The sequence below is a fragment of the Nocardioides seonyuensis genome, assembly GCF_004683965.1.
GTDB classification, from domain to species: domain Bacteria; phylum Actinomycetota; class Actinomycetes; order Propionibacteriales; family Nocardioidaceae; genus Nocardioides; species Nocardioides seonyuensis.
This window is the reverse complement of record NZ_CP038436.1, coordinates 1959521-1982592: the sequence shown is the minus strand read 5'-3', so window position 1 is coordinate 1982592 and position 23072 is coordinate 1959521. Positions and strand designations below refer to the sequence as shown.

The 23072-nt window shown below is 70.7% G+C and carries 24 protein-coding genes, 1 tRNA gene and 1 pseudogene; 17 read left to right on the top strand and 9 right to left on the bottom strand.

Annotated elements, in window-relative coordinates:
* The first annotated feature begins 48 nt into the window (after positions 1–48).
* Both EXE58_RS09670 and EXE58_RS09665 read left to right on the top strand, forming a co-directional pair.
* Positions 49–597 (top strand): toxin-antitoxin system HicB family antitoxin, encoded by a 549-nt coding sequence (locus tag EXE58_RS09670; protein ID WP_135267684.1) that lies wholly within the window; start codon positions 49–51, stop codon positions 595–597.
* Between the two features lie 23 nt (positions 598–620).
* The gene (locus EXE58_RS09665; RefSeq protein ID WP_135267683.1) at positions 621–1421 is read left to right on the top strand and encodes a DUF4097 family beta strand repeat-containing protein; all 801 of its coding nucleotides are present in this window, start codon (positions 621–623) and stop codon (positions 1419–1421) included.
* Here EXE58_RS09665 and EXE58_RS09660 read toward each other — a convergent pair.
* The 7 genes from EXE58_RS09660 to EXE58_RS09630 all read right to left on the bottom strand — a co-directional run bounded on the left by EXE58_RS09660 (position 1388) and on the right by EXE58_RS09630 (position 7526).
* Complete coding sequence (locus tag EXE58_RS09660) at positions 1388–2347, bottom strand: siderophore-interacting protein (protein WP_135267682.1); 960 nt, start codon at positions 2345–2347, stop codon at positions 1388–1390. The genes EXE58_RS09665 and EXE58_RS09660 overlap by 34 nt on opposite strands.
* A complete protein-coding gene (locus EXE58_RS09655) occupies positions 2344–3183 on the bottom strand; it encodes an ABC transporter ATP-binding protein (RefSeq protein WP_135267681.1) in 840 nt (279 codons plus the stop codon). Before EXE58_RS09655 ends, EXE58_RS09660 begins: the two co-directional genes overlap by 4 nt.
* The gene (locus EXE58_RS09650) at positions 3180–4271 is read right to left on the bottom strand and encodes a FecCD family ABC transporter permease (protein ID WP_244242509.1); all 1092 of its coding nucleotides are present in this window, start codon (positions 4269–4271) and stop codon (positions 3180–3182) included. The genes EXE58_RS09655 and EXE58_RS09650 overlap by 4 nt, the downstream gene beginning before the upstream one ends.
* Complete coding sequence (locus tag EXE58_RS09645) at positions 4268–5320, bottom strand: FecCD family ABC transporter permease (protein WP_244242508.1); 1053 nt, start codon at positions 5318–5320, stop codon at positions 4268–4270. Before EXE58_RS09645 ends, EXE58_RS09650 begins: the two co-directional genes overlap by 4 nt.
* Positions 5317–6351, bottom strand: a complete 1035-nt coding sequence (locus EXE58_RS09640; protein WP_135267680.1) for an iron-siderophore ABC transporter substrate-binding protein — start codon at positions 6349–6351, stop codon at positions 5317–5319. The genes EXE58_RS09645 and EXE58_RS09640 overlap by 4 nt, the downstream gene beginning before the upstream one ends.
* An 86-nt stretch (positions 6352–6437) precedes the next feature.
* Entirely contained in the window at positions 6438–7013 is a 576-nt protein-coding gene (gene dcd, locus EXE58_RS09635; protein WP_135267679.1) for a dCTP deaminase, read from the bottom strand.
* Positions 7014–7022: 9 nt separating this feature from the next.
* Positions 7023–7526: an NUDIX hydrolase gene (locus tag EXE58_RS09630; protein ID WP_135267678.1), complete on the bottom strand. Its 504-nt coding sequence runs from the start codon at positions 7524–7526 to the stop codon at positions 7023–7025.
* A gap of 35 nt (positions 7527–7561) precedes the next feature.
* Between EXE58_RS09630 and EXE58_RS09625 the strand changes: the two genes are divergently transcribed.
* The 7 genes from EXE58_RS09625 (at position 7562) to EXE58_RS09595 (ending at position 12646) form a co-directional block, all read left to right on the top strand.
* Positions 7562–8320, top strand: coding sequence for an SGNH/GDSL hydrolase family protein (locus EXE58_RS09625; RefSeq protein ID WP_135267677.1), 759 nt, complete (start codon positions 7562–7564; stop codon positions 8318–8320).
* 28 nt (positions 8321–8348) lie between these two features.
* Positions 8349–8424, top strand: a tRNA-Gly gene (locus tag EXE58_RS09620).
* A 168-nt stretch (positions 8425–8592) separates the two neighbouring features.
* A complete protein-coding gene (locus EXE58_RS09615) occupies positions 8593–9699 on the top strand; it encodes a C39 family peptidase (protein ID WP_135267676.1) in 1107 nt (368 codons plus the stop codon).
* Positions 9699–10751 carry a hypothetical protein gene (locus tag EXE58_RS09610; RefSeq protein WP_135267675.1) on the top strand — a complete coding sequence of 351 codons (1053 nt, stop codon included), beginning with the start codon at positions 9699–9701 and terminating at the stop codon, positions 10749–10751. The genes EXE58_RS09615 and EXE58_RS09610 overlap by 1 nt, the downstream gene beginning before the upstream one ends.
* A gap of 89 nt (positions 10752–10840) precedes the next feature.
* Complete coding sequence (locus tag EXE58_RS09605; protein WP_135267674.1) at positions 10841–11446, top strand: DUF3558 domain-containing protein; 606 nt, start codon at positions 10841–10843, stop codon at positions 11444–11446.
* Positions 11447–11481: 35 nt separating this feature from the next.
* On the top strand, positions 11482–12105 hold the full coding sequence (locus EXE58_RS09600; RefSeq protein WP_135267673.1) for a DUF2461 domain-containing protein: 624 nt from the start codon (positions 11482–11484) through the stop codon (positions 12103–12105).
* A 58-nt stretch (positions 12106–12163) separates the two neighbouring features.
* Positions 12164–12646 (top strand): hypothetical protein, encoded by a 483-nt coding sequence (locus tag EXE58_RS09595; protein ID WP_135267672.1) that lies wholly within the window; start codon positions 12164–12166, stop codon positions 12644–12646.
* Positions 12647–12661: 15 nt separating this feature from the next.
* Here EXE58_RS09595 and EXE58_RS09590 read toward each other — a convergent pair whose 3' ends face one another.
* Positions 12662–13120: an RrF2 family transcriptional regulator gene (locus EXE58_RS09590; RefSeq protein ID WP_135267671.1), complete on the bottom strand. Its 459-nt coding sequence runs from the start codon at positions 13118–13120 to the stop codon at positions 12662–12664.
* 77 nt (positions 13121–13197) lie between these two features.
* Positions 13198–14100, bottom strand: a complete 903-nt coding sequence (locus tag EXE58_RS09585) for a sulfite exporter TauE/SafE family protein (protein WP_135267670.1) — start codon at positions 14098–14100, stop codon at positions 13198–13200.
* Between the two features lie 236 nt (positions 14101–14336).
* Between EXE58_RS09585 and EXE58_RS09580 the strand changes: the two genes are divergently transcribed.
* The 8 genes and pseudogenes from EXE58_RS09580 to EXE58_RS19720 form a co-directional block, all read left to right on the top strand.
* A complete protein-coding gene (locus EXE58_RS09580; RefSeq protein WP_135267669.1) occupies positions 14337–16214 on the top strand; it encodes an acyl-CoA dehydrogenase in 1878 nt (625 codons plus the stop codon).
* A 138-nt stretch (positions 16215–16352) separates the two neighbouring features.
* Positions 16353–17243: an ABC transporter ATP-binding protein gene (locus EXE58_RS09575; protein WP_135267668.1), complete on the top strand. Its 891-nt coding sequence runs from the start codon at positions 16353–16355 to the stop codon at positions 17241–17243.
* Positions 17240–18019 (top strand): ABC transporter permease, encoded by a 780-nt coding sequence (locus tag EXE58_RS09570; protein ID WP_135267667.1) that lies wholly within the window; start codon positions 17240–17242, stop codon positions 18017–18019. The genes EXE58_RS09575 and EXE58_RS09570 overlap by 4 nt, the downstream gene beginning before the upstream one ends.
* Positions 18016–19062 (top strand): sensor histidine kinase, encoded by a 1047-nt coding sequence (locus tag EXE58_RS09565; protein ID WP_135267666.1) that lies wholly within the window; start codon positions 18016–18018, stop codon positions 19060–19062. Before EXE58_RS09570 ends, EXE58_RS09565 begins: the two co-directional genes overlap by 4 nt.
* A complete protein-coding gene (locus EXE58_RS09560) occupies positions 19059–19664 on the top strand; it encodes a response regulator transcription factor (protein ID WP_135267665.1) in 606 nt (201 codons plus the stop codon). The genes EXE58_RS09565 and EXE58_RS09560 overlap by 4 nt, the downstream gene beginning before the upstream one ends.
* A 134-nt stretch (positions 19665–19798) precedes the next feature.
* Complete coding sequence (locus EXE58_RS09555) at positions 19799–21115, top strand: Ig-like domain-containing protein (protein ID WP_135267664.1); 1317 nt, start codon at positions 19799–19801, stop codon at positions 21113–21115.
* Between the two features lie 258 nt (positions 21116–21373).
* A complete protein-coding gene (locus tag EXE58_RS09550) occupies positions 21374–22210 on the top strand; it encodes a hypothetical protein (RefSeq protein WP_135267663.1) in 837 nt (278 codons plus the stop codon).
* Positions 22211–22212: 2 nt separating this feature from the next.
* Positions 22213–22761, top strand: a pseudogene (locus EXE58_RS19720) (ABC transporter ATP-binding protein); the annotation flags it as partial.
* Positions 22762–23072 lie beyond the last annotated feature (311 nt).

Below are 23072 nucleotides of genomic sequence, written 5' to 3'. Positions count from 1 at the left end.
ACCAGCTTGCCCTTGTTCTGACGTCATGATGGTGTCATAGTGGTGCGCATGGACATCACGCCCTACGTCGACCACCTCCGCCGCGACTTCCTCGCCGCCGCCGAGGCCGGCGGCGAGGACCTGCGGGAGGCTGCCGCCCGCTTGGCCTACGCGCTCGACCCCGCTGCTCGGCTCGCCCTGATGGAGGCCATCTCGCATGCTGCCGCGGAGATCACGGCCGAGCTGCCGGGCGGCAACGTCGACGTGCGCCTGGCCGGGCGAGAGCTCGACTTCGTGGTCGAGGCCGCGCCTGTGCCGGCACCACCCGAGCCTCCCGCTCCCCCGACCCCGGTGCCGCCCGAGCCCGACGACGAGGGGGGCCTCGCGCGCATCACGCTGCGGATACCCGAGTCGGTGAAGGCACGAGCCGAGGAGAAGGCCGCGCATGCCGGGCACAGCCTCAACACCTGGCTGGTCAACGTCGTGCGTGCCGCAACCTCCGACCATGCGGTCAGCGTCGACATCGACCTCAGCAGCATCCCGTTCGTCGGCTACGACCCCTTCTCCCCCCGGCCGGGGAGCAAGCACGGGAGCCGCCGGATGACCGGCTGGATCTGACCCCCCTACCACCAGGAGCGACCATGGAACAGACCTTCGAGACGCCGGGACCGGTCGAGCTGTACGTCGAGAACGGCCGCGGCCGTGTCGTCGTCACGACGGCCGACGTCGCCCGCACCGAGGTCCGCGTCTTCGGCCCCCAGGCCGGCGAGTTCGTCGTCGAGCACCGCGACGACAGCGTCGCCGTGGTGGCCCCACGCGGCAGCGGCTTCCTCCGCAAGGACTCCGAGGCCGAGGTCGAGGTCGTCGCACCCCGCTGCAGCAGCCTGACGGCCAAGCTCGGCAGCAGCGACCTCGTCACCCACGGACCACTCGGCACCACCTGGGTCAACAGCGGCTCGGGGGACGTCGCGCTCGAGCGCGTCGACGGCACCCTCGACGTCCAGTCGGGCAGTGGGGGCGTCCGTGTCGGCCACGTCGACCTCGAGGGGCGCATCAAGTCGGGCTCCGGCGATGTCCGCGTCGAGTCCCACCGCGGCACCCTCGCCGTGAAGTCAGGCTCCGGCGACGTCCTGGTCGGCCAGAGCGGCGACGAGCTGGCCTGCACGACCGGCAGCGGCGACGTCGACGTCCGGGTCGCCAGTCGCGGTCGCGTCACCGCCAGGTCGGCCAGCGGCGACATCGGGATCGGCTTCACCCCCGGCACGCCGGTGTGGACCGACGTCAACACCGTCTCCGGCCGCATCTCCTCGACCCTTCCCCCCACCGGCGAGCCGGCAGAGGGTCAGGACTTCGTCGAGCTGCGCGCGACCACGGTCTCCGGCGACGTCACGCTCTCGGTGGGCCAGGCTCAGGACCGCATCGCGACACCGCGCCGCCAGTAGCCCATGAACGCGACCTGCCGACGGTCCACCCCGAGCTCGGAGACGAGGTGCCGCCGCAGGCCGGTGACGACCTTCGACTCCCCCGCGATCCAGGCGTAGAGCCCGTCGAGGTCGTGTCCGTCGACGCGGGTCGCGCCGTCGACCGTCTCGCCGGACGAGGAGTGGGTCGGCGTCTCCCACAGGTCGGGATCGACGTCCTCCGGCGCCACGTCAGGGGCGAGGTCCGGCAGGCCGAGGTGTGCCAGCACCGAGGAGTGGAGGCGCTCGCCGAGAGGCGCTCCGTTGCGGGGCAGCCACGTCACCTCGACCTGGGGCGGACGTCGTACGTCGAGCACGTCGCCGGTCTCGGGCACCTCCATGAACACTGACCCGCGCGCGTCGGCGGGAAGCTGCTCGAGGACCGAGCACACGGCGGGTACGGCGGTCTCGTCCGCGGCCATCAGCAGGTCGCTCCCTGCGGGTGGATCGAACTCGATCCCTCCGAACGGGTGGCCGCGGCGTGGCGCGAGCAGCACGACGCGGTCGCCCACGGCGGCAGTGCTGGCCCAGCGCGAGCCCGGGCCGGAGTCGACCCCGGACCCGTGCACGGCGATGTCGACGACGAGCCTGGTGTCCGTGCCGGTGCCGCGGACCGCGCGGACCGTGTAGGTGCGCATGTGGCCGCGCTCCTCGGCGGGCCGGTCGAGCCAGGTGCTCATCCACGTCTCGTCGGCGTCGGCGACCGAGGAGATGCCACCGGTGACGGGGTCCGGGAGGATCAGCTTGAAGCGCTGGTCGAAGCTCGGCCCCTCGACGCCGTACTCCGCGAGCGCGGGGCTGCCGAGCTCGAAGCGCAGGAAGGTCGGGCTGATCCGCTCGATCGAGACGACCTCGACCTCGGCGAGGAGCATCGGCAAGGTCGAGCGGAGCTGGGCGGTGGTGGTCATCGGTCCTCCATGGCCTTCGGCGCGGGAACGTGCCTCGAGACGGGCACGACGAGCGGGGTGTGTGAGACGGGGTCGTCGATCACGCGGTTCTCGAGCCCGAAGACGGTGCGTACGACGTCCTCGGTGACGACCTCGCGCGGCGGTCCCTCGGCCACGATGCGGCCCTCACGCATGGCCACGAGGTGGTCGGCGTAGCGAGCGGACAGGTTGAGGTCGTGCAGCACCATCACGATCGTCGTGCCGCGCCGGGCGTTGAGCTCGGCCAGCAGGTCGAGCATCTCGACCTGGTGGGCGACGTCGAGGTAGGTGGTCGGCTCGTCCAGGAGGAGCAGGTCGGTCCCCTGCGCCAAGGCCATCGCGATCCAGACGCGCTGGCGCTGCCCTCCGGACAGCTCGTCGACGACCCGGTCGGCGAGGCCCAGCGTGTCGGTGAGTGCAAGGGCCTCGCTGACGGCGGCGTCGTCCTCGCTGGTCCAGCGACGGAACGCACCGTGGTGGGGGTGGCGGCCACGGCTGACCAGGTCCACCACGGTGACGCCCTCCGGCGTGACGGGGTTCTGGGGCAGCAGGCCGAGGGTGCGGGCGACCTGCCTGGTCGGCAGGCGGTGGATCGACCCGCCGTCGAGCAGCACCGTGCCCGCGCGAGGCTTCAGCAGTCGCGCCAGGCCACGGAGCAGCGTGGACTTGCCGCACGCGTTGGCACCGACGATGACGCTGATCCTCCCGTGGGGGACGCGCAGGTCGAGGTCGTGGACCACCGCGGTGTCGGTGTAGCCGAGCGTCAGTGACTGCGCGCCGAGCCTGGACTCCACTGCCGGGGCGTGGGTGACGGTCATGCCGAGGTCCTTCCGGTACGACTTCCGGTACGGCGGCCACCACGGACGAGCAGCCAGAGCAGGAACGGTGCGCCGAAGGCGCCGGTGACGACGCCCACGGGCAGGTTGAGGTCGGCGAAGGCATAGGCGCCCGCGTAGTCCCCCACCAGGACGAGCACCGCGCCGACGAGGCCGGCGGCCGGCAGCGTCGTACGACCCTGGTTGAGGGACCGGGCGATCGGTCCGGCGAGGAACGCGACGAAGGCGACCGGGCCTGCCGCTGCGACCCCGAGGGCGATGAGAAGGACGCCGAGCAGCATGAGCCCGTCGGTGCGGGACCTCCGCACGCCCAGCCCGGCGGCGACGTCCTCACCGAGCTCGGTCACGGGCAGCGCCCTGGCCACGAGCAGTGTCGCGGGAAGCAGCACCGCCAGGCACAGGGCCAGCAGGCCGATGGTCGACCACGCGACGCCGTTGACGCTGCCGGTGAGCCACCTCAGGACGAGCTGGACGTCGTACTCGTCGACGCGGGTGAAGACGTACTGGATCGTCGACTGCATGGCCGCAGCCATGCCGATCCCCGCCAGCACCAGGCGGAAGCCGGAGTGGTCACCGGCCACGGCGCGGACGGTCATCGCGACGGCCAGCGCGCCGGCGACGGCGGCGGCGGAGACCGGCCATCCCGACCAGCCGGCCAGGGCGATCGCGGTCACGGCGGCTGCGCTAGCGCCCAGGCTGACACCGATGACGTCGGGACTGGCCAGGGGGTTGCGCAACGTCGTCTGGAAGATCGCCCCGCCGACGCCGAACGCGAGACCCACCAGCACCGCCAGCACGGCCCGCGGCAGCTTGGACTCCATCACGATGTAGGTGGCCCCGGGGATCTCCTCACCGAACAGGATGCGGAAGAAGTCGACCACGGTGACGGTGTAGTCGCCCAGCAGCACCCGGGCGGCGAAGGCACCCAGCACGAGGAGGGCCAGGCCGGAAACCAGGAGCCGGTGACGGCGGGACGGCGCGCGGCGAGCACGTCGTACGACGTCGACGGCCTCCAGGGTCGGCGGTGCGGCACCTGCCGAGGTCTCCAGGGGCGGGGCGGTGATCGTCACAGGCTCCTCCCGGTCCTGCGGATCAGGAACAGGAAGAACGGCACGCCGACGGCAGCCGCCATGATCCCGACCTGCACCTCGGCCGGCGGGAGCACCACTCGACCGACGGTGTCTGCGAGGACCACCAGGGCGGCGCCGGCGAGCATGGAGAAGGGCAGCACCCTGCCGTAGTCGGGTCCCACGAAGCCCCGGACCACGTGGGGGACGACCAGGCCGACGAAGGCGATCGGGCCGGTCAGCGCGGTGGCGGTGCCCGCCAGCAGGACGATGGCGAGCCCGAGCACGAGCCGGTCGCGGGTCGTACGACGACCCAGGCCGCGGGCGAGGTCGTCGCCGAGCGCCAAGGTGTTGAGCAGGCGTGCCCCCGTCAGCGCGAGGACGGCGCCGGCCACCAGGAACGGCGCGCCCACCAGGAGCACGTCGAGGCCACGGCCACCGACCGTGCCCACCTGCCAGAAGCGGAAGGACTCCATGGTCTTGCGGTCCGCCAGCAGCAGGCCGGTGGTCCAGCTCATCAGTCCGGCCGTCAGGGCGGCGCCGGTGATGGCGAGCTTCATGGGGGTGGCACCGTCGCGACCGAGCGCGGCGATGGCGTGCACGAGCACGGTCGCCAGGGCCGCGCCGGCGAAGGCCAGCGGCAGGAACTGGCTCAGGGCGTTGGCCCCGAAGGCGGTCATCCCGATCACCATGGCGAACGTGGCGCCGGCGTTGACTCCGAGGATGCCGGGGTCCGCCAGCGGGTTGCGGGTGAGCCCCTGCATGAGAGCGCCCGCGAGGCCGAGGGCAGCGCCGACCGCCAGGGCGAGCAGGGTTCGCTCGAGGCGCGCCTCCACCACGGGGTGCAGCGGGTGGGTGTCGGACCACACAGCCGTCAGCGGCACCGCGCGGGCCCCCACCACGACGGAGAGGACGACGGCGACGGCCACCACCGCGACACAGGTCGCGGTGGTGGACGGGAGGCCGGGTCGACGCGTGGCGGCAGCCTCGGGAGACCCCGCGGCGGGTCCTGTCCCGGGGGTGCCTGCGTCGACCAGCGTCCTGGTGGTCACTCGCCCTCGAGCGCCTTCACGACGTTGGGCAGGAAGTCGGAGACGATGACCGGGATCGACAGCGGTGTCGGGTTGGTCGACGCCATCGCCATCTCCTTGTCGGACTCGGCGTACCAGTGGCCCTCGGCGATCGCGGGGATCTGACCGAGCAGCTTGTCCTCGGCGATCGCATCCACGCTCTTCTCCGACTCGACCCAGGTGACGAACACGTCGGAGTCCAGCTCGCTGGCCTGCTCGGCCGAGACCGAGCCGTAGAACTCGCCGGGCTTGATGGCCTCGGCGACGGCGGGGGCGTCCACCATCCCGAAGTCACGCAGGATCGAGACCCGCGGGTCCTCGGGGGCGTACATGCCGATCGTGGACAGGTCGGTGGGGGTGAGGTAGCCGTAGATCAGCTCCGCGCCCTGGAGGGACGGGTTGTCCTCCTTGGCCTCCTCGATCGCAGCCTCGGTGTCGGCCTTCACCTCGTCGGCCTGCCCGGTCCGACCGAGCGCCTGACCGATCATCTCGAGGCTGTCCTGCCACGAGGTCGTCCAGGGCGCCTCGGGGTAGGCCACGACCGGGGCGATCTTGCTGAGCTTCTTGTACTCCGCCTCGGTGATGCCCGAGTTGGTGGCGAGGATCAGGTCGGGGGTCAGCTTGGCGACCTCGTCGACCGGCGCGCCGTCGGCGTCGTCGTACCGCACGGGCGCCTCGGCGCCGATCTCCTCGATGGCGGCGTCGAACCACTCGGTCGACCCCTCCGCGTTGCCTCCCCACGTGATCTTGGTGGCGCCTACCGGTACGACGCCCAGCGCCAGGGCGTGGTCGTGGTCGACCCAACCGAGGGTCGCCACCCGGGTGGGCTCGTCCTCGATGGTCGTCTCGCCGAGGGCGTGCTCGATGGTGACCGGGAACGCGTCCGCCTCGGCGGTCGTCTCGGCCTCGGGCGCCGTGGACTCGGTGGCGGTCGTCGAGCCGGTGCTGCAGGCGGTGAGTGCGGTCAGGGCCAGCGCCGCGCCGATGAGGGCGTGGGAAGTACGGCGTCGCATGGTGTCTCGCTTCAGTTAGGTCGTCCTTACTTAGGACAGGCTAACCGAAGTCACCGGCGTACTCGCAAGTCGGTGTGAGCCAAACCTCAGATCGAGGTGCGGTGGAAGCTCTGGAAGCTCCGGCTCGGAGTGGGACCGCGCTGGCCCTGGTAGCGCGAGCCGTACTTCTCCGAGCCGTAGGGGTGCTCGCTGGGCGAGGAGAGCCGGAAGAAGCAGAACTGCCCGATCTTCATGCCGGGGTAGAGCTTGATCGGCAGCGTCGCCACGTTGGCCAGCTCGAGCGTGACGTGGCCGGAGAAGCCCGGGTCGACGAAGCCCGCGGTGGCGTGGGTGAGCAGCCCGAGGCGACCGAGGCTGGACTTGCCCTCCACCCGCGCTGCGATGTCGTCCGGCAGGCTGACGACCTCGTAGGTCGACCCCAGCACGAACTCGCCGGGGTGCAGGATGAACGGCTCGTCACCCTCGGGCTCGACCTCCCGCGTCAGCTCCGACTGGTCCTCGGCCGGGTCGATGTGGGGATAGCGGTGGTTCTCGAACACCCGGAAGAAGCGGTCCAGTCGCACGTCGATGCTCGAGGGCTGGAGCATCGCGGGGTCCCAGGGCTCGAGGGCGATCCGGCCCTGGTCGATCTCGGCGAGGATGTCGCGGTCGGAGAGCAGCACGGCGACAACCTACCGGCGCAGTGTCCGCACGTGAGGACCGAGCAGGGCGGTCGTGTCCGGCACGAACGACCACTCCGTGTCGTCGAGGTGCTCCACCAGCTCCGACACCGACATCCAGGCTCCCCAGTCGACCTCCTCCGCCTGATGCTGGATCGGGCCGTCCCAGACGCATGTGTAGAGGTAGGCGTGGTAGTCGGTGGAGCCGTCCGCATAGTCGCCCTCGGAGAGCTTCTCCAACGTCACACCTGCGATGCCCAGCTCCTCGGCCAGCTCCCGGACCGCGGCGTCGTACGGATGCTCACCTGCTGCCACGACACCACCCGCGGCGAAGTCGTAGCGGCCCGGGTACACGTCCTTGGTGCTCGTGCGCCTGTGCACGTAGACGTCCCCGGCCGAGTTGCGCACCAGCACCCCCGTCGCCGCGTGGCGCAGGTTGTCGCGGCGCATCACCGACCGCGGCGCGCTGCCGCACACCCGTCCGGCGCTGTCCACCAGGGCCACCAGCTCCTCCATCCAGGAAGTCTCACACGCGTTGGCACAATGACCCGGTGACCTTCCACCGCTACGTCGCCCTGGGCGACTCGTTCACCGAAGGCGTCGGCGACCCCGACCCGACCCGCCCCAACGGCCTGCGTGGCTGGGCCGACCGGGTCGCCGAGGTGCTGGCCTCGCACACCCCTGAGTTCGCCTACGCCAACCTGGCGATCCGGGGCCGCAAGCTCGGCCCCATCATCGCCGAGCAGCTCGACCCGGCGATCGCCCTGCGGCCCGACCTGGTCACGATCCACGGCGGGGGCAACGACGTGCTGCGGCCGCGCGTCGACCTCGACGCCCTGGCGGCGTCGTACGACGGCGCGGTCGGCCGGCTCGCCGACAGCGGCGCCCACGTCGTGATGTTCACGATCCAGGACCCCGGTCCCGGCGGCATCTACGGCCCGATGCGCGGGCGGATGGCCATCTTCAACGAGTGGGTCCGTGAGATCGCCGACACGCACGGCGGCACCGTCGTGGACATGTGGCGGATGCGCGACATCGACCCCGGCGCGGTGGTCGACACCGACCGCCTGCACCTCAACAGCGCCGGCCACCGCTTCATGGCCGGCCGCGTCCTCGAGGCACTCGGCGTCGAGCATGACCTCGTCCACGAGGCCGAGCCCACACCCGCGCTCGGTCGGCGCGAGCAGTGGCGCGAGAACGCACGCTGGACGCGCGAGTTCCTGGCGCCGTGGGTCCACCGTCGGGTGACCGGCCGCTCCTCCGGCGACGGGGTGGCGCCCAAACGGCCCACCCTCGGCCCGGTCGGGTAGCATTCCCGCCGCAGCCTCCGGGCCGCAGGCGGATGTAGCTCAGCTGGTAGAGCGCGACCTTCCCAAGGTCGATGTCGCGAGTTCGAATCTCGTCATCCGCTCCATCTTTCCGATAGTCCATATCAAACGGCTCCTCGTCAGTCGCCGATCGCGACCCATTTGACAAGGACTAGGACGCGCCGCCTGTGGCTCAAGCAACGCGTGGTGAGGTTGCGTCGGATGTGATCAGAGGGAACAGTGGGACGGCACCCTCTCGGATCGAGGTCTTCCCCATGCACCATCCCGTCCGTCGCCCGCGCCTGTGGGCTGCGCTCGCCGCAGCCCTCGCCCTGGTGGTCGTCGCCGTGCCGTTCCTGCCCGACAGCGCCGGTCCCGAGCCCGCGCTCACCCCGTCCGGCGACTCGACGTCTGGCCCGTCAGGCACCGACCCGTCAGGCACCGGCCTGACCCCCGAGGTGCTCGCCGAGATCGACCGGGTCGTGGCTGAAGGTCGCGCGGTCGGCCGCGCCCAGGGTCGCGCCGCGACAGCTCGCGCGCTGGTGCGCTGCGCCACCTTCGAGGGCCAGCGCTACTGCCTGGGCCACGGCTGGACCGACGCGCCCGAGGCCGAGCTGGCGGGCCGGCTCACGGCTCGCCCGACCCGCGCCGCGGAGCGCACGGGTGATCTCGGTCCCGGCGCGCTGCTGGCGCGCGCCATCAGGACCTCGCCCGCTGCCCGAGCCCGCGCCGAACGGGCCGAGCTCACGATGGCGGCCCGCTCGGTCGACAAGGTCATCGAGCTGCGCAAGCGCCCCCGCAGGACCGCAGAGGACTACCCGCGCAAGGACAAGATCCTCACCAGCCGCCAGGTGAAGGCGCAGAACGAGTACTACTGGTGCGGCCCTGCCACCATGCAGGCCATCGCCTGGGCCTGGAAGGAGCGGCGCCACGACCAGGCCTACTGGGCGCGCCGCCTGCGCACCACGACCGCCGGCACGGGCATCACCGACATGGTGCGCGTCATCAACAACCACACGGGCTTCGACAACAAGAAGTACGCCGGCCCCTACGTCGCCCTCGACATCGCCGACTACAGCTTCGACAAGTGGTTCCTGCTGATGATGCGCCACATCCACGACTACGACGCGCCCGTCGTGCTCCACCCGGTCCTGGAGAAGCGGTTCTACCCCTATCTCGACGACGACGCCAGCGGACACTTCCAGGTCGGCCGCGGCTACGACAAGAACCCCAGGGGGAACCCGCAGATCGGCTACTTCGAGCCCTGGGACCAGTCGCGGTTCGACCCGACGGAGCCGTCCATCCCGCGCGTCCAGTGGCGCAGCGCCTACAAGTCCTACCGCGCCAACCAGGCGCACTTCCAGCACAACGTGGGCGTCTGATGCGTCTGGTCCGTACGACGCTGGCGGCGGCCGTGCTGCTCGCGACGACCGCCTGCGCCGATGACGAGGCGACGCCCGCGCCCGACGCCGTACCCACACAGCCGAGCGAGTCGTCCGAGGACGACTCGACCGGGGGCGGCCCCCTCGAGTGGGAGCCCACTGGCTTCCTGCCGAAGGACCGCGTGGTCGTGGGCGAGGAGTGGACCGCAGTCGTCAAGGACGACAAGGTCAGCTTCGAGAGCCCCGCCTGGAACTTCCTCCTCGCCGAGGACACCGGCGGCAGCGTCGACGCGGTGCTGGTCGAGGGAGAGTCGGCAGTCGTGTCCTACGGCTTCGGCGGGGAGACGACGGAGGGCAAGGCCTTCCGTGTCGACCTCATGGACCGCGAGTGGACCGAGATCGTCAGCCCCCAACCTGCCAACGGCGGCGCGTGGGCGATGTACGACGACAGCCTCCACTACCCGGCCCTCGGCGAGGACGGCGCCTATTGCCTCGCGACGCTCGCGGTGCGGGACGGCAACGGCGAGGACGGCTGGTGCGCGCCTCCGCGCACCGGCTTCAGCAGCCTGACTGCCAGCGAGCACGGCGTCGCCCTGATGACCTTCGACGACACACGCCCGGTGTCGTGCCGGACCCTGCACGTGCTCGACGACGCCGGCACGCCGGCACCCCTGGACGAGCCGACCGAGTGCAGGGGCTGGGACGTCGCTGCCACCGGGAACGGCGCGATCTGGTCGGAGGTCCCCAAGCAGCGGCGCCAGGAGCAGGCCCGCTTCTTCGCGAGCGCCGACGGCACCACCGAGGACCTCGGGCGGGGCACCACCGGCTCGCTCACGCCGTGCGGTGGCGACGCCTTCTTCGTCCGCGACCCCCGCAGCAGGAAGGACCCGGCCCGCCTGATGCGCTGGGACGGGGCCTCCCTCTCGGTGGCGTTCGAGTCGCGGTCGAGGGGCAACGCCTTCCTCGCCGAGCCCGAGTGCGCGGACGGGATCCTGACCGTCACGGCGTTCGGCGAGGACGGCGACGAGCAGGTGACCGCGCCCGTCGGGTGAGCCCGGCGAACGACCACCGCTCGGCCGCCCCTGTCGGAGGACCTCCGAGTCCGGCAGGATGCCAGGACAAGCCAACCTCGGGGGACCCCATGCGCCTGATCGCCGTTGCACTGACCGTCCTGGCCCTGGCCGCGTCCGGATGCTCGGGAGACGATCCCGAGCCCACGACCACCAGCGAGTCTCCGTCCGAGACGCCGGAGGCCACGGAGGAGACCGACGACACCGAGGAGCCGGCTGAGGAGCCGGGCCAACCTGCAGCCGCAGACCCGTGCACCCTGGTCACCCACACCGACGTGAACGCGGCCTTCGGCGTGAAGGTCGGGCCCGGGGAGCCCGGCATGGGATCGCACACCGACGGCGACGTCTCCTACACCAGCACCGACTGCGAGTGGGAGGCAGAGGACCAGCTGGAGGTCCAGCTCGCAGTCTCGACCGCCCAGGACTTCGGCGGCGCTCTCGCGTGCGAGCCGGTGACCTATCTCGGCGAGGAGGGCGGCCCGACGAAGGTCCCGGGCGCCAAGTCCGCGACGTGGCTCGCGAGCGAGGACCCCAACGAGGTCGAGGCCCGACTCCGCGTGTGCACCAGCAGCGTCACGATGGACTTCGAGCTCGACGCCTCGACGGGCACCGGGGTCGACGAGCTGCGCAAGCAGACGATCGGCCTGGCCACGAAGGCCGTCGCCGCCCTGGGCTGACCCCGGGCTGACCTCCGAGCAGATAGCGTCGCCGCGTGAGCTTCACCGGATTCCCCGTCGCCGCGCTGGACTTCTACGACGATCTCGAGATGGACAACACCAAGTCGTTCTGGGAGGCCCACAAGGAGGTCTACCGCGACAGCGTGGCTGCGCCGATGAAGGCGCTCGTCGCCGCCCTCGAGCCCGAGTTCGGCACCGCCAAGGTGTTCCGTCCCTACCGCGACGTGCGCTTCGCCAAGGACAAGACGCCCTACAAGACCCACCAGGGCGCCTTCGTCGGGGTCGCCCCCGCGACCGGGTGGTACGTCGAGATCTCGGCGCGCGGCCTGCGCACCGGTGCGGGGTTCTACGACGCCGACTCGGCGACCATGTCGGCCTTCCGCGACGCGATCGTCGACGACAAGGCGGGACCTCGGCTCAAGCGGATCCTCGCCAAGCTCGAGAGGTCGGGCTTCGAGGTCTCCGGCGAGCGGTTGAAGACGTCACCGCGCGGCTACGACAAGGACCACCCGCGCATCGACCTGCTCCGTCACAAGCAGCTCTTCGCGGGACGCCTGATCGGCTTCGAGCCGGTGATCCACACCCCCGACGTGCTCGACGAGGTCCGCGCCGACTGGCGCGCCCTCAAGCCGCTCGTCGACTGGCTGGCTGCTCTCTGAGCCAGACAGTTCATCTCGTCGACCCTCGTACGACACCTGGGCCCCGCACGCTGGGGCCATGGCCAAGTACAACGTGTTCCTCCACATCGGACCCGCCACCGTCACGCTCGACGACGAGCTCCGCTCGGACCTCGCCCGGGCAGGCCTCCTGCTCCCCGACGTGGGCCAGGGCGACCTGGACCGTGCCGACCTCGAGATCCGGCGCGCACACAAGTCGGCCGGCCTCAGGCGCAGGGACGTCGAGGGCTCCTGGGCCAAGGTCGGCCGGCGGGCCTTCAAGCTCCGCTCCGATGCCTTCATCAGCCAGCCCCGCTTCTTCCGCGCGCAGGCCGACCAGGCGGCGCTCGCCCTCGACGGCCTGATGGGGATGCGCGTCCACCTGCTCACGAGCTCGCCGGAGCTCCCCTCCGCATGGACGGGCCTGGTGAAGCCGCACCGGGTGCACGTCGTCGCAGACGGGATCGCCGCCGCAGTGGCGGGCATCGCCGTGCGAGAGCGCGAGGCCAGGACGCGACGGAAGGCCTGGAAGCTCGTCGCCTGACGCGGTGAGCCGGCGTCAGTGCGGTTGCCAGGCGTCCTCGTCGGCGATGAGCGCGCCGATGCTGGACGGCAGGTTGCCCTCGGCGAGCTGGGTGATGTTGACCTGCTCGAAGACCTCGCGCAGGGCGCGGCGGGCGGCGATCCACACCGGCTTCAGGCTGGCAGCCGACTCCTTGTAGTCGACCGCCTCGGGTCGCAGGCCGTAGACCGAGACCAGCGGACCGTCGACGGCTCGGATGACGTCGGCGATGCTGACGTCCGCCGGGCTCCTGGCGAACCGCCAACCGCCGGAGGGACCTCGCTGGGAGACCAGGATGTCGGCCTTGCGCAGGTCGGCGAGGATCGCCTGGAGGAACCCGTGCGGGATGTCCTGGGCCTTGCCGATCGCGTCGGCACTGAGTGGGCCCGGCTCGTCGCGCGACGCGATCTCGATCAACGCCCGCAGGGCGTAGTCGGACCTGGTCGAGACTCGCATGCAGCCAAGTCTCGCAGACCACTCCGAGGGGACCCCGGCCACACCGGCCGGACGGCCGGGCGAAAACTCCGCCGTGCTCACGCGACCAGGACCGGCTCGTCGTCGTACGACGCCTCCGCGCGGCGCGCGTCCCGCTCTTGGCCGACCGCCCAGATGATCCCCATGATCCACAGCACGACGAGCACCGAGGCGACGGCGCCGACGGTGGTCCCCGTGGCACCGAAGGTCTCGATGATCGTCTTGGAGTTGGTGATCACGATCAGACCTCCGGCCGCGACGCCGAGGACACGACCCGGGAGGCGTCGTACGAGCCAGGCGGCGATGGGGGCGGCGATCACCCCGCCGACGAGCAGGGCGCCGGCGTAGCCCCAGAGGATGCCCTGGGACCCGAGGCCGACGAGGAACCCGAGGGAGCCACCCACGGCGACCACGAACTCGGAGGTGTCGATGGAGCCGACGACCTTGCGGGGCTCGAGCCGTCCCGAGGACAGCAGCGTGGTCGTCCCGACCGGTCCCCAGCCGCCCCCGCCGATGGCGTCGAGCGCGCCGCCGACGAGACCCACGGGGGTGAGGAAGCGCGCCGAGGGGCGGGGCTTGAACGTGGGACGCTGCCCGCCCAGGCGCAGGAAGCGCCAGATGACGTAGATCCCGAGGCTCAGCAGGATTCCCGCGACCCAGGGCTTGGCCACGTCGCCGGGGAGGCTGGAGAGGAGCGTCGCTCCCGCGAAGGCGCCGACGAAGCCGGGGCCGGCGAGGAGCGTCACGGTCTTCCAGTCGACGTTGCCGAGCTTGTGGTGCGAGAACCCGGACACCAGCGAGGTGCCGATCTCGGAGAAGTGCACCGCTGCCGAGGCGGCGGCGGGCGCGATCCCGGCGGCGAGCAGGAGCGTCGAGGACGTCACCCCGTAGGCCATGCCGAGGGAGCCGTCGACGAGCTGGGCGAGCAGCCCGACGACTCCGAGCACGAGGAGCTTGCGCATGGCGAGAATGCCTTTCCGGAGTGAATACAGTTTGTCTGGTGGGTTAGTAGACATTACGCCCGGGGGTCCGGTCAACCCGACGTACAATGGAGACGCATGGAGTGGCGCTCGCCACGCCGTGTTGCATACCGCGACATCGCCATGCATCATTTTGTTACCGACGGGTAGCAGTCACGCTGCGCCTCCATCGGCCGATAAGACCCTCGATCGGCTACGAGACGAAACAGGTTGAATCAGTGAGCCACTACAAGAGCAACCTCCGCGACATCGAGTTCAACCTCTTCGAGGTGCTCGGTCGCGACGAGATCCTGGGCCAGGGTCCCTTCGCGGAGGTCGACGGCGAGAGCGCTCGCGAGATCCTGCGCGAGGTCGACCGCCTCGCCCGCGAGGACATCGCCGCCTCCTACGAGGACAGCGACCGCAACCCCCCGGTGTTCGACCCGAAGACCCACACCGCCCCCATGCCGGAGTCCTTCAAGAAGAGCTACCAGGCGTGGATGGACTCCGAGTTCTGGCGTCTCCAGATCCGCGAGGAGCTCGGCGGCACGCCTGCCCCCTCCTCCCTCAACTGGGCCATGGGCGAGATGGTGCTCGGCGCCAACGCCCCGATCCACATGTACGCCGCGGGCGCGCCCTTCGCGGGCGTGGTCTACAACAACGGCAACGAGCGTGACCGCAAGGTCGCCCAGATCATGGTCGACCGCCAGTGGGGCTGCACCATGGTGCTGACCGAGCCCGACGCGGGCTCCGACGTCGGCGCGGGCCGGGCCAAGGCCACCCCCAACGACGACGGCTCGTGGAACATCACCGGCGTGAAGCGCTTCATCACCAGCGCCACGCACGACATGAGCGAGAACATCATGCACCTCGTCCTCGCGCGCCCCGAGGGCGTCGAGGGCGCCGGCGGTCCCGGCACCAAGGGCCTCTCGCTGTTCTGGATGCCCGAGCAGCACTTCGACCACGAGACCGGCGAGCTGACCGGCGAGCGCAACGGCGTCTACGTCACCAACGTCGAGCACAAGATGGGCATCAAGGTCTCCAACACCTGCGAGGTCACCTTCGGCGACCCGCAGGTCGGCGGCGGCGAGCCTGCGAAGGGCTGGCTCCTCGGCGAGGTCCACGACGGCATCGCCCAGATGTTCGACGTCATCGAGAACGCCCGCATGATGGTCGGCACCAAGGCCATCGCCACCCTCTCCACCGGCTACCTCAACGCCCTCGACTACGCCAAGGAGCGCGTCCAGGGTGCCGACCTGACCCAGGCCGCCGACAAGACCGCCCCGCGCGTCACCATCACCCACCACCCCGACGTGCGTCGCTCGCTGATGACCCAGAAGTCCTTCGCCGAGGCCATGCGCGCCCTGGTGCTCTACACCGCCACCTGGCAGGACCAGGTGATGGTGGCCGAGCACGAGGGCACCGCCTCCTCCGACGAGGCCAGGCTCGCAGCAGCGGTCAACGACCTGCTCCTCCCGATCGTCAAGGGCTACGGCTCCGAGCGCTCGTGGGTGCTGCTCGGCACCGAGTCCCTGCAGACCTTCGGCGGCTCCGGCTTCCTGCAGGAGTACCCCATCGAGCAGTACGTCCGCGACGCCAAGATCGACACCCTCTACGAGGGCACGACCGCCATCCAGGGCCAGGACTTCTTCTTCCGCAAGATCGTCAAGGACCAGGGCCGCGCCCTGGGCCACCTCGCCAAGGAGATCGAGGCGTTCATCTCCTCCGAGGCCGGCAACGGTCGACTCAAGAACGAGCGCGCCCTGCTCGCGACCGCTCTCGAGGACGCCAACGCCATCGTCGGCCACATGATCAACGACCTCATGTCGGCCGCCGACCCGCAGGCGATCCGCAACATCTACAAGGTCGGCCTCAACACCACGCGCCTGCTGATGGCGCTCGGTGACGTGGTCTGCGCCTGGCTGCTGCTGCGCCAGGCCGAGGTCGCGCTCGAGAAGCTCGCCGGCGACCCCGGCAAGGACAAGGCCTTCTACGAGGGCAAGGTCGCGGCCGCGCAGTTCTTCGCCGCCACCAACCTCCCCCGACTGACGGCCGAGCGCGCGATCGCCGAGGCCACCGGCCTCGACCTGATGGACCTCGACGAGGCCGCGTTCTGACGCACCTCGCTGGTTGAGGCGCGAGGCTCGCTGCGCTCGCACCTCAACCAGCGAAGGCCCATGCTCCTGACAGGTGTCATGCCCAGGTCGTGACACTTCCCCCAAGGACGGAGGGGCCGGTACGACGACGCTGGTGGCATGACCTCACCAGCAGCCGTGCCCGCGATCCGGGCCCGCGGGCTCCGCAAGACGTTCCGATCGACCGACGGCTCCTCGGTGGTGGCGGTCGACGACGTCGACCTCACCATCGAGCCCGGCGAGATCGTCGCCTTCCTGGGCCCCAACGGCGCCGGCAAGACCACCACGGTGGACATGCTGCTGGGCCTGACGCGTCCTGACGCCGGGACCGTCGAGGTGTACGGCGACAGCCCGCGACGCGCGGTCGAGGCGGGCCGGATCTCTGCGGTCATGCAGACCGGCGGCCTCCTCCCCGACTTCACCGTGCGCGAGACGGTGGTCGCGATCGCCGCCCTCCACGGCCGCCCGGACCGCGTCGACGCCGTGCTCGAGAGGGCAGACCTGACCGCCCTGGCCGGGCGCCGGGTGCAGGCGTGCTCGGGGGGTGAGCAGCAGCGGCTGAAGTTCGCGCTCGCCCTGGTGCCCGACCCCGACCTGATCGTCCTGGACGAGCCCACCACCGGCATGGACGTGGCGTCGCGCCAGGCGTTCTGGGCGGCCATGCGCGCAGACGCGGCGGAGGGCCGCACTGTCGTGTTCGCGACCCACTACCTCGCCGAGGCCGACGAGTTCGCCGCCCGCACGGTCCTGATGGCGCACGGACGCATCGTGCACGACGCCGCCACAGCGGACGTGCGAGCGGCCTACGGCGGCCGCACCCTGACGTTCAGGCCGCCGCCCGACGTCGTGCACACCGACGGGATCGACCCCGCCTGGCTCGCGAGCGTCGGCCGGGCGTTGGCCCCGCTCGGAGTCGGCGACGTCGAGGTGTCGATGGCCAGCCTCGAGTCGGCGTTCCTCGCCCTCACCGCTGACGACGGCGTCCTCGAGGCGGCCGGGGGGCACCGATGAGCACGACCCACTCGGGCCTGCGCCCGGCACGGCCCCTCCTGTTCGCCTACGTGCGGCTCGACCTCGCGCGGCAGCTGCGTGACACGTTCGGGATGTTCTTCGTCGTCGCCCTGCCGGCCTTCATGTTCCTGGTGTTCGGTCTCGGCTCCGACGGCCCGGTCGGCAGCGCCAACGTCTCCATGTACGTCATGGTCTCGATGGCGGCGTACGGCGCCGTCACGGCGACCACGAGCATCGCGGGGTCGGCGTACATCGAGCAGGTCATGGGCTGGGGCCGCCAGCTCTCCCTCACCCCGGCCAGGCCCCGCCAGCTCGTCGCACTCAAGACGGCGATCGCCATGGTGGTCGCGGCCGTCCCGGTTGCTGTTATCTTCGTGATCGGTGCCGCCACCGGTGCGCGCGGGAACGCCTTCGACTGGATCGCCTCCGCGGTGGTCATCTGGCTCGGGTCGGCGATGTTCGCGATCTACGGCTTGGCCGTGGGCACGAACTTCCGCAGCCAGAACGCCTCGGGGGTGGCGGCCGGCCTGATCGTGGTGATGGCCTTCCTCGGCAACGTGTTCTCACCGATGAGCGGGCTCATCCTCGACATCGGTCGCTTCACCCCTCTCTACGGCTACGCCGGCCTGGCTCGCTATCCCTTGACCTCGGGCTACCTGCCGATGGACGCCGGCCGCGACCCGGTGTGGCTCCTGCTCGCTAACGTGGTCGCGTGGACGGTGATCTTCGCCCTGCTCGCGGTGCTGGGCGTGCGACGCGGTCGGGAGCGCGTGTGACGCCGGAGCCCCTCCCCGTCAACCCCTGGCAGAAGTGGGGCTGGGCGTTCGCGAGCATCTGGCTGGTCTTCCTCGTCTACCCCGTCACCACCGCCCTGGAGGCCGATGGCCCAGCGGCGACGCGGGTCTTCGCGCTCGCCTGCATCCTGGCCTTCGCCGTCTTCAACATCCTGGGCTACGGCCCGTTGCAGGGCCGTGCGTGGCTGGCCGTCGCGGGCATGGTGCTGGCCGGTGCGGCGACGATCCCGGTCATCGGGATGGGAGCGGTCGCCTACACGCCCTACCTCGTGATGCTCTCGGCGCTCCAGCTGCCCCCGCCGTGGTGGAAGTGGGCCACCGCGGCCTGGGCGGCGGTGCCGCTGGTCGCGCTGCTCGACGTCGGCGGCTTCCCGTCCTTCTTCTTCCTGACGGTGTGGCCGATCGCGATCGGCGGCGTGCTCCTGCGGATCTTCGCCGAGAAGGAGTACGAGTTCGGCGTCACCAAGGAGCGCCTGGCCCTGGTCGCCGAGCGGGAGCGGGTCGCTCGCGACGTCCACGACGTGCTCGGCCACTCGCTCACCGCGCTCTCCATCAAGGCCGAGCTCGCCTCCCGCCTGATCGAGGTCGACCCGGCGCGCGCCAAGGCCGAGCTCGAGTCGATCCAGGAGACGGCCCGCCTCGCCCTCGCCGAGGTCCGGTCCACCGTCGGCGGCCTCCGCGCGGCCAACCTGGAGGCCGAGCTGGCGGCAGCCCCGCAGGTGCTGGCCGACGCCGGCATCGCGACCGAGGTGCACGGCGAGGTCTCCGACACCGACCCCCGCCATCGTGCGCTGCTGGCGTGGGTGCTGCGCGAGTCTGTGACCAACGTCGTACGACACTCGGGTGCCCACCGGGTGGGCATCGTCCTGGCCCCGACCGGGCTGGTGGTCAGCGACGACGGGCGGGGACTCGCGGGTCCCGAGGGCAACGGCCTGCGCGGCATGCGCGAACGCGTCTCGGCGGCGGGCGGGCGAGTGGTGGTCTCGGGGGCCGACCCGGGCACCCGGCTCGAGGTGGTCCTGTGATCCGGCTGCTGCTCGCCGACGACCAGGCACTGGTCCGCGGCGCCCTGGCTGCCCTGCTCGACCTCGAGCCCGACCTCGAGGTCGTCGCCCAGGTCGGCCGCGGCGACGAGGTGGTCGCGGCCGCGCGCGACTCGGCGGCCGAGGTGTGCCTGCTCGACATCGAGATGCCCGGGGCCTCCGGGCTCGAGGCCGCGGAGGAGCTGCGTCGTGAGCTGCCGCAGGTGCGGTCGCTGATCGTCACGACCTTCGGTCGTCCCGGCTACGTCCGCCGTGCGCTCGACGCCGGCGCCGCCGGCTTCGTCGTGAAGGACACCCCCGCACGCCAGCTCGCCGACGCCGTACGACGCGTGCACCAGGGCCTGCGCGTCGTCGACCCCGACCTCGCCGCCGAGTCGCTCATGGACGGCGCCTCGCCGCTGACCGCTCGGGAGCGCGAGCTGCTGGCCCTCGCCCTGAACGGCTCAGCGGTCTCGGCCATCGCCCGCCAGGTGCACCTCTCCGAGGGCACCGTGCGCAACCACCTCTCCGCGGCCATCGGCAAGACCGGAGCCACCACCCGCGCCGAGGCTGCGCGGATCGCCCAGGAGCGCGGCTGGCTCTAGCGGTCACGCCGTATCACGACCCGCCTCTACGCGTGGGTAAAGACGAATGTTCAACCACGGGTCCAATTAGTGACCTACCCCACGACAAGCAAAGAGATCCGGGTTACAGTCCTCCGGTCTACGGAGGGAGAACCATGACAATCTCGACCACGAGATCTCGTTTTCGCACTATCGGCTCCGCCACCCTTGCGGGCGCCGTCGGCCTCGGAATGGGTGCCCTGGCAGTGGCAACCGCTGCTCCGGCCTCGGCTGCGGCCATCGACAAGAACATCAGCTACACCTGCGTCATCACCGACGCCGACGCCAACGGTGACGGCTCCATCGACGTCCCCTACCTGCCCATCACGCAGCCGGTGGTCGCTCGGACCCGGGTCACGATCCCGGACACGGTCGCCAAGGGCGAGACCATCCCCGAGACCCCGGTCCTCATCGACATCGACCTCAGCTCGGTCGCCGACACGGCCCGGACCTCGTTCGGCACCCACGTCAAGGGCGGCTCGAGCAACACGCAGGTCCACTTCGGGATCAACGGCACCGACAACGCCTACACCCTCCAGAACCTCTCGGCTCCCTGGATGGTGATCCCCAACAACAACCCGACCGGCCTCGAGGCTCCCGGCACGTGGGTCGTGCCCGTGGCGGGCACCGCCCCGGTCGTCACCGTGCCTGACAGCGCGTCCGGCACCATCACCGTGGACGGCCCCAGCTCGTTCACGATCGACGCGTTCCACAACAGCACCGGCACCGACCCGCACGTCGGGACGTCGCACCTCGAGTGCACCGTGATCAACGTCGATGAGCTGCGTCTGGGCACGATCCAGGTGGAGGGCACTGACGCGTCCAAGACGACCACGCTGGCCGCCACCGCGGCGCCCAGCCCCGTGGACAAGCCGGCGACCGTGAACTTCGCGGTCACCCCGGCCACCGGCACCGGCACCGTCGCGCTGTCCTACCAGGGCACCGAGATCGGCAAGGCCACCGTGGCCGCCGGCGCAGCGTCCATCTCGATCCCGGCGACGACCTTCCCCAAGGTCGGCACCTACGCACTCCAGGCGGAGTACTCCGGTGACGCGACGCACCTCGGCTCCAAGGCCAACGTGTCGGTCGTCCGCACCGCGGCAACCCTCCCGCCGGTCGTGCCGGCGCCGATCGCGGACGCCAAGATCAACGCCAAGCCGAAGCCCAAGGCCTTCAAGGTCAACAAGGCTGCCAAGCTGAAGATCGCGATCAAGTCCGCCAGCACCTCGCTGGCCGGCAAGATCGTGGTCAAGGTCGGAAGCAAGACCCTGGGCAAGGGCAAGACCGACGACGCCGGCAAGGCGACGATCAAGCTCAAGAAGATCAAGAAGAAGTACGTCAAGAAGGGCAAGATCAAGCTCAAGGTGACCTACGGCGGCAACGCCACCACCGAGAAGGCCAAGAAGACCGTCAAGGTCAAGGTCAAGGGCTGACACCACGTTGATTCGCCGGGGGCCGGCCGCACGTCGGCCCCCGGCGGACCCGTGTCGCACGACGGGTAGTTCTTGGACGACCGGACCTGGTCATCAACGGCGATGACCACAGACCGGCCGTCGAAGTGTTCTCCGTCAGCAACGGCAGGCGCTCAACCGATCTGAGGGGGTCGGCGAGCGCTGGACTGGGAGCAGCAACCCCGGGAGGGGTCAGGGAGGCCAGCGCGTCGTCAGGCGCGCTGCGAGGAGAGGGTTCGGGTGGAGCACGTTTTCAGCAGGGCGGCGGTCGGCCGTGCCCGTGCGTGGCGCACGGCGCGCGCGTTGGGTGTCGTCTCGGCGCTGATCCTGGTCGCTGCACCCGGCGCCGTCAGCGACGACGGCATCCCCACCAAGGAGGACGGGCGCTCCCGCGGACCCACGTTGAGCACGGGCCTCGGCTCGGCCGCACCCGCGAAGCAGTTCTACCGCGTCCCGCTCACCACGCTGATGGCAGACGTCTCCTACGAGGGCATCGACGCCATCGCCTCGGTGTTCGCCGTGTCCCCCAAGGGCGCGCCCCACCCCTACGGCTACTTCCCGCCGATCACGGTGCGGACGCTCGCCTTCGGGATGATCCCGTCCGAAGTCACCATCAGCATCGCCCAATACCGAGTGGATGCGCCGGACGACGACCTCTCTACCCCAGATCCGGACGGGGCCGCCACGGAGAACATCCCTGTCGCTTGGCAGCTGAAGGGGCCTGCGATCGAGGAGGGCGTGCACCTGCTCACCGGCGACGCCGACCTCCGGATCACCAGCCTGTCGCTGGACGGTCAGAAGATGGCCGTCGGACCCAAGTGTCGAACGTCCACGCCTGCACGCGTGACGCTCCACGGCCAGCCGGGCTACATCCCCAACATCGGTGGCCGACTCGCCGGTTCCGTCGACGTGCCGGTCTTCACCGGCTGCGGTGTCAACGGCGAGGACCTGAGCCCGCTGATCACCTCCATGGTCTCCGGCACCGGCAACACGCTGGAGGTGGAGCAGAGCGACATCGCCCTCGTCGATCCACTGCCCAAGACCACCCCCGCCCCGTTCCCCATCCCGAAGGGTTGAGCATGGGAGCCACCGTCGAGGTCGAAGGCCTCACCAAGAGCTTCGGCTCCCAGAACATCTGGCGCGACGTCACCCTGACGCTGCCGCCCGGCGAGATCACCGCACTGCTCGGCCCCTCGGGCACGGGCAAGTCCGTCTTCCTCAAGACGGTGATGGGCCTGCTGAACCCCGAGGAGGGCAGCGTCAAGATCGACGGTGTCGACATCGTCTCGGCCACCGACCGCGAGACCCAGGAGCTGCGCAAGCGCTTCGGGGTGCTGTTCCAGGACGGCGCGCTGTTCGGCTCGATGAGCATCTACGACAACGTCGCGTTCCCGCTCCACGAGCACACCGACCTCTCCGCCTCCGAGATCAAGCGCAAGGTCGGCGAGAAGCTCGAGCTCGTCGGCCTCACCGGCACCGAGACCAAGCTGCCCGGCGAGGTCTCCGGCGGCATGCGCAAGCGCGTCGGCCTGGCGCGCTCGCTCGTGCTCGACCCCGACATCATCCTCTGCGACGAGCCCGACTCCGGTCTGGACCCGGTCCGCACCGCCTACATCGCGCAGCTCTTGGTCGACGTCAACACCGAGACCGACGCGACGATCCTGGTGGTCACCCACGACACCAACCTCGCGCGCACGCTGCCCGACAACCTCGGGATGCTCTTCCGCCGCGAGCTGGTGATGTTCGGCCCGCGCGAGGCGATGCTGACCACCGACGAGCCGGCCGTCACCCAGTTCATCCACGGCTCCCCCGTCGGGCCGATCGGCATGTCCGAGGAGAAGGACGCCACCCCGCACCACCTGCTCGGCGCGATGGACCACCTCAAGCTCGGTGACGTGCCGCCGCAGATCCAGCCCAGCGAGGGCATGGGCGAGCGAGC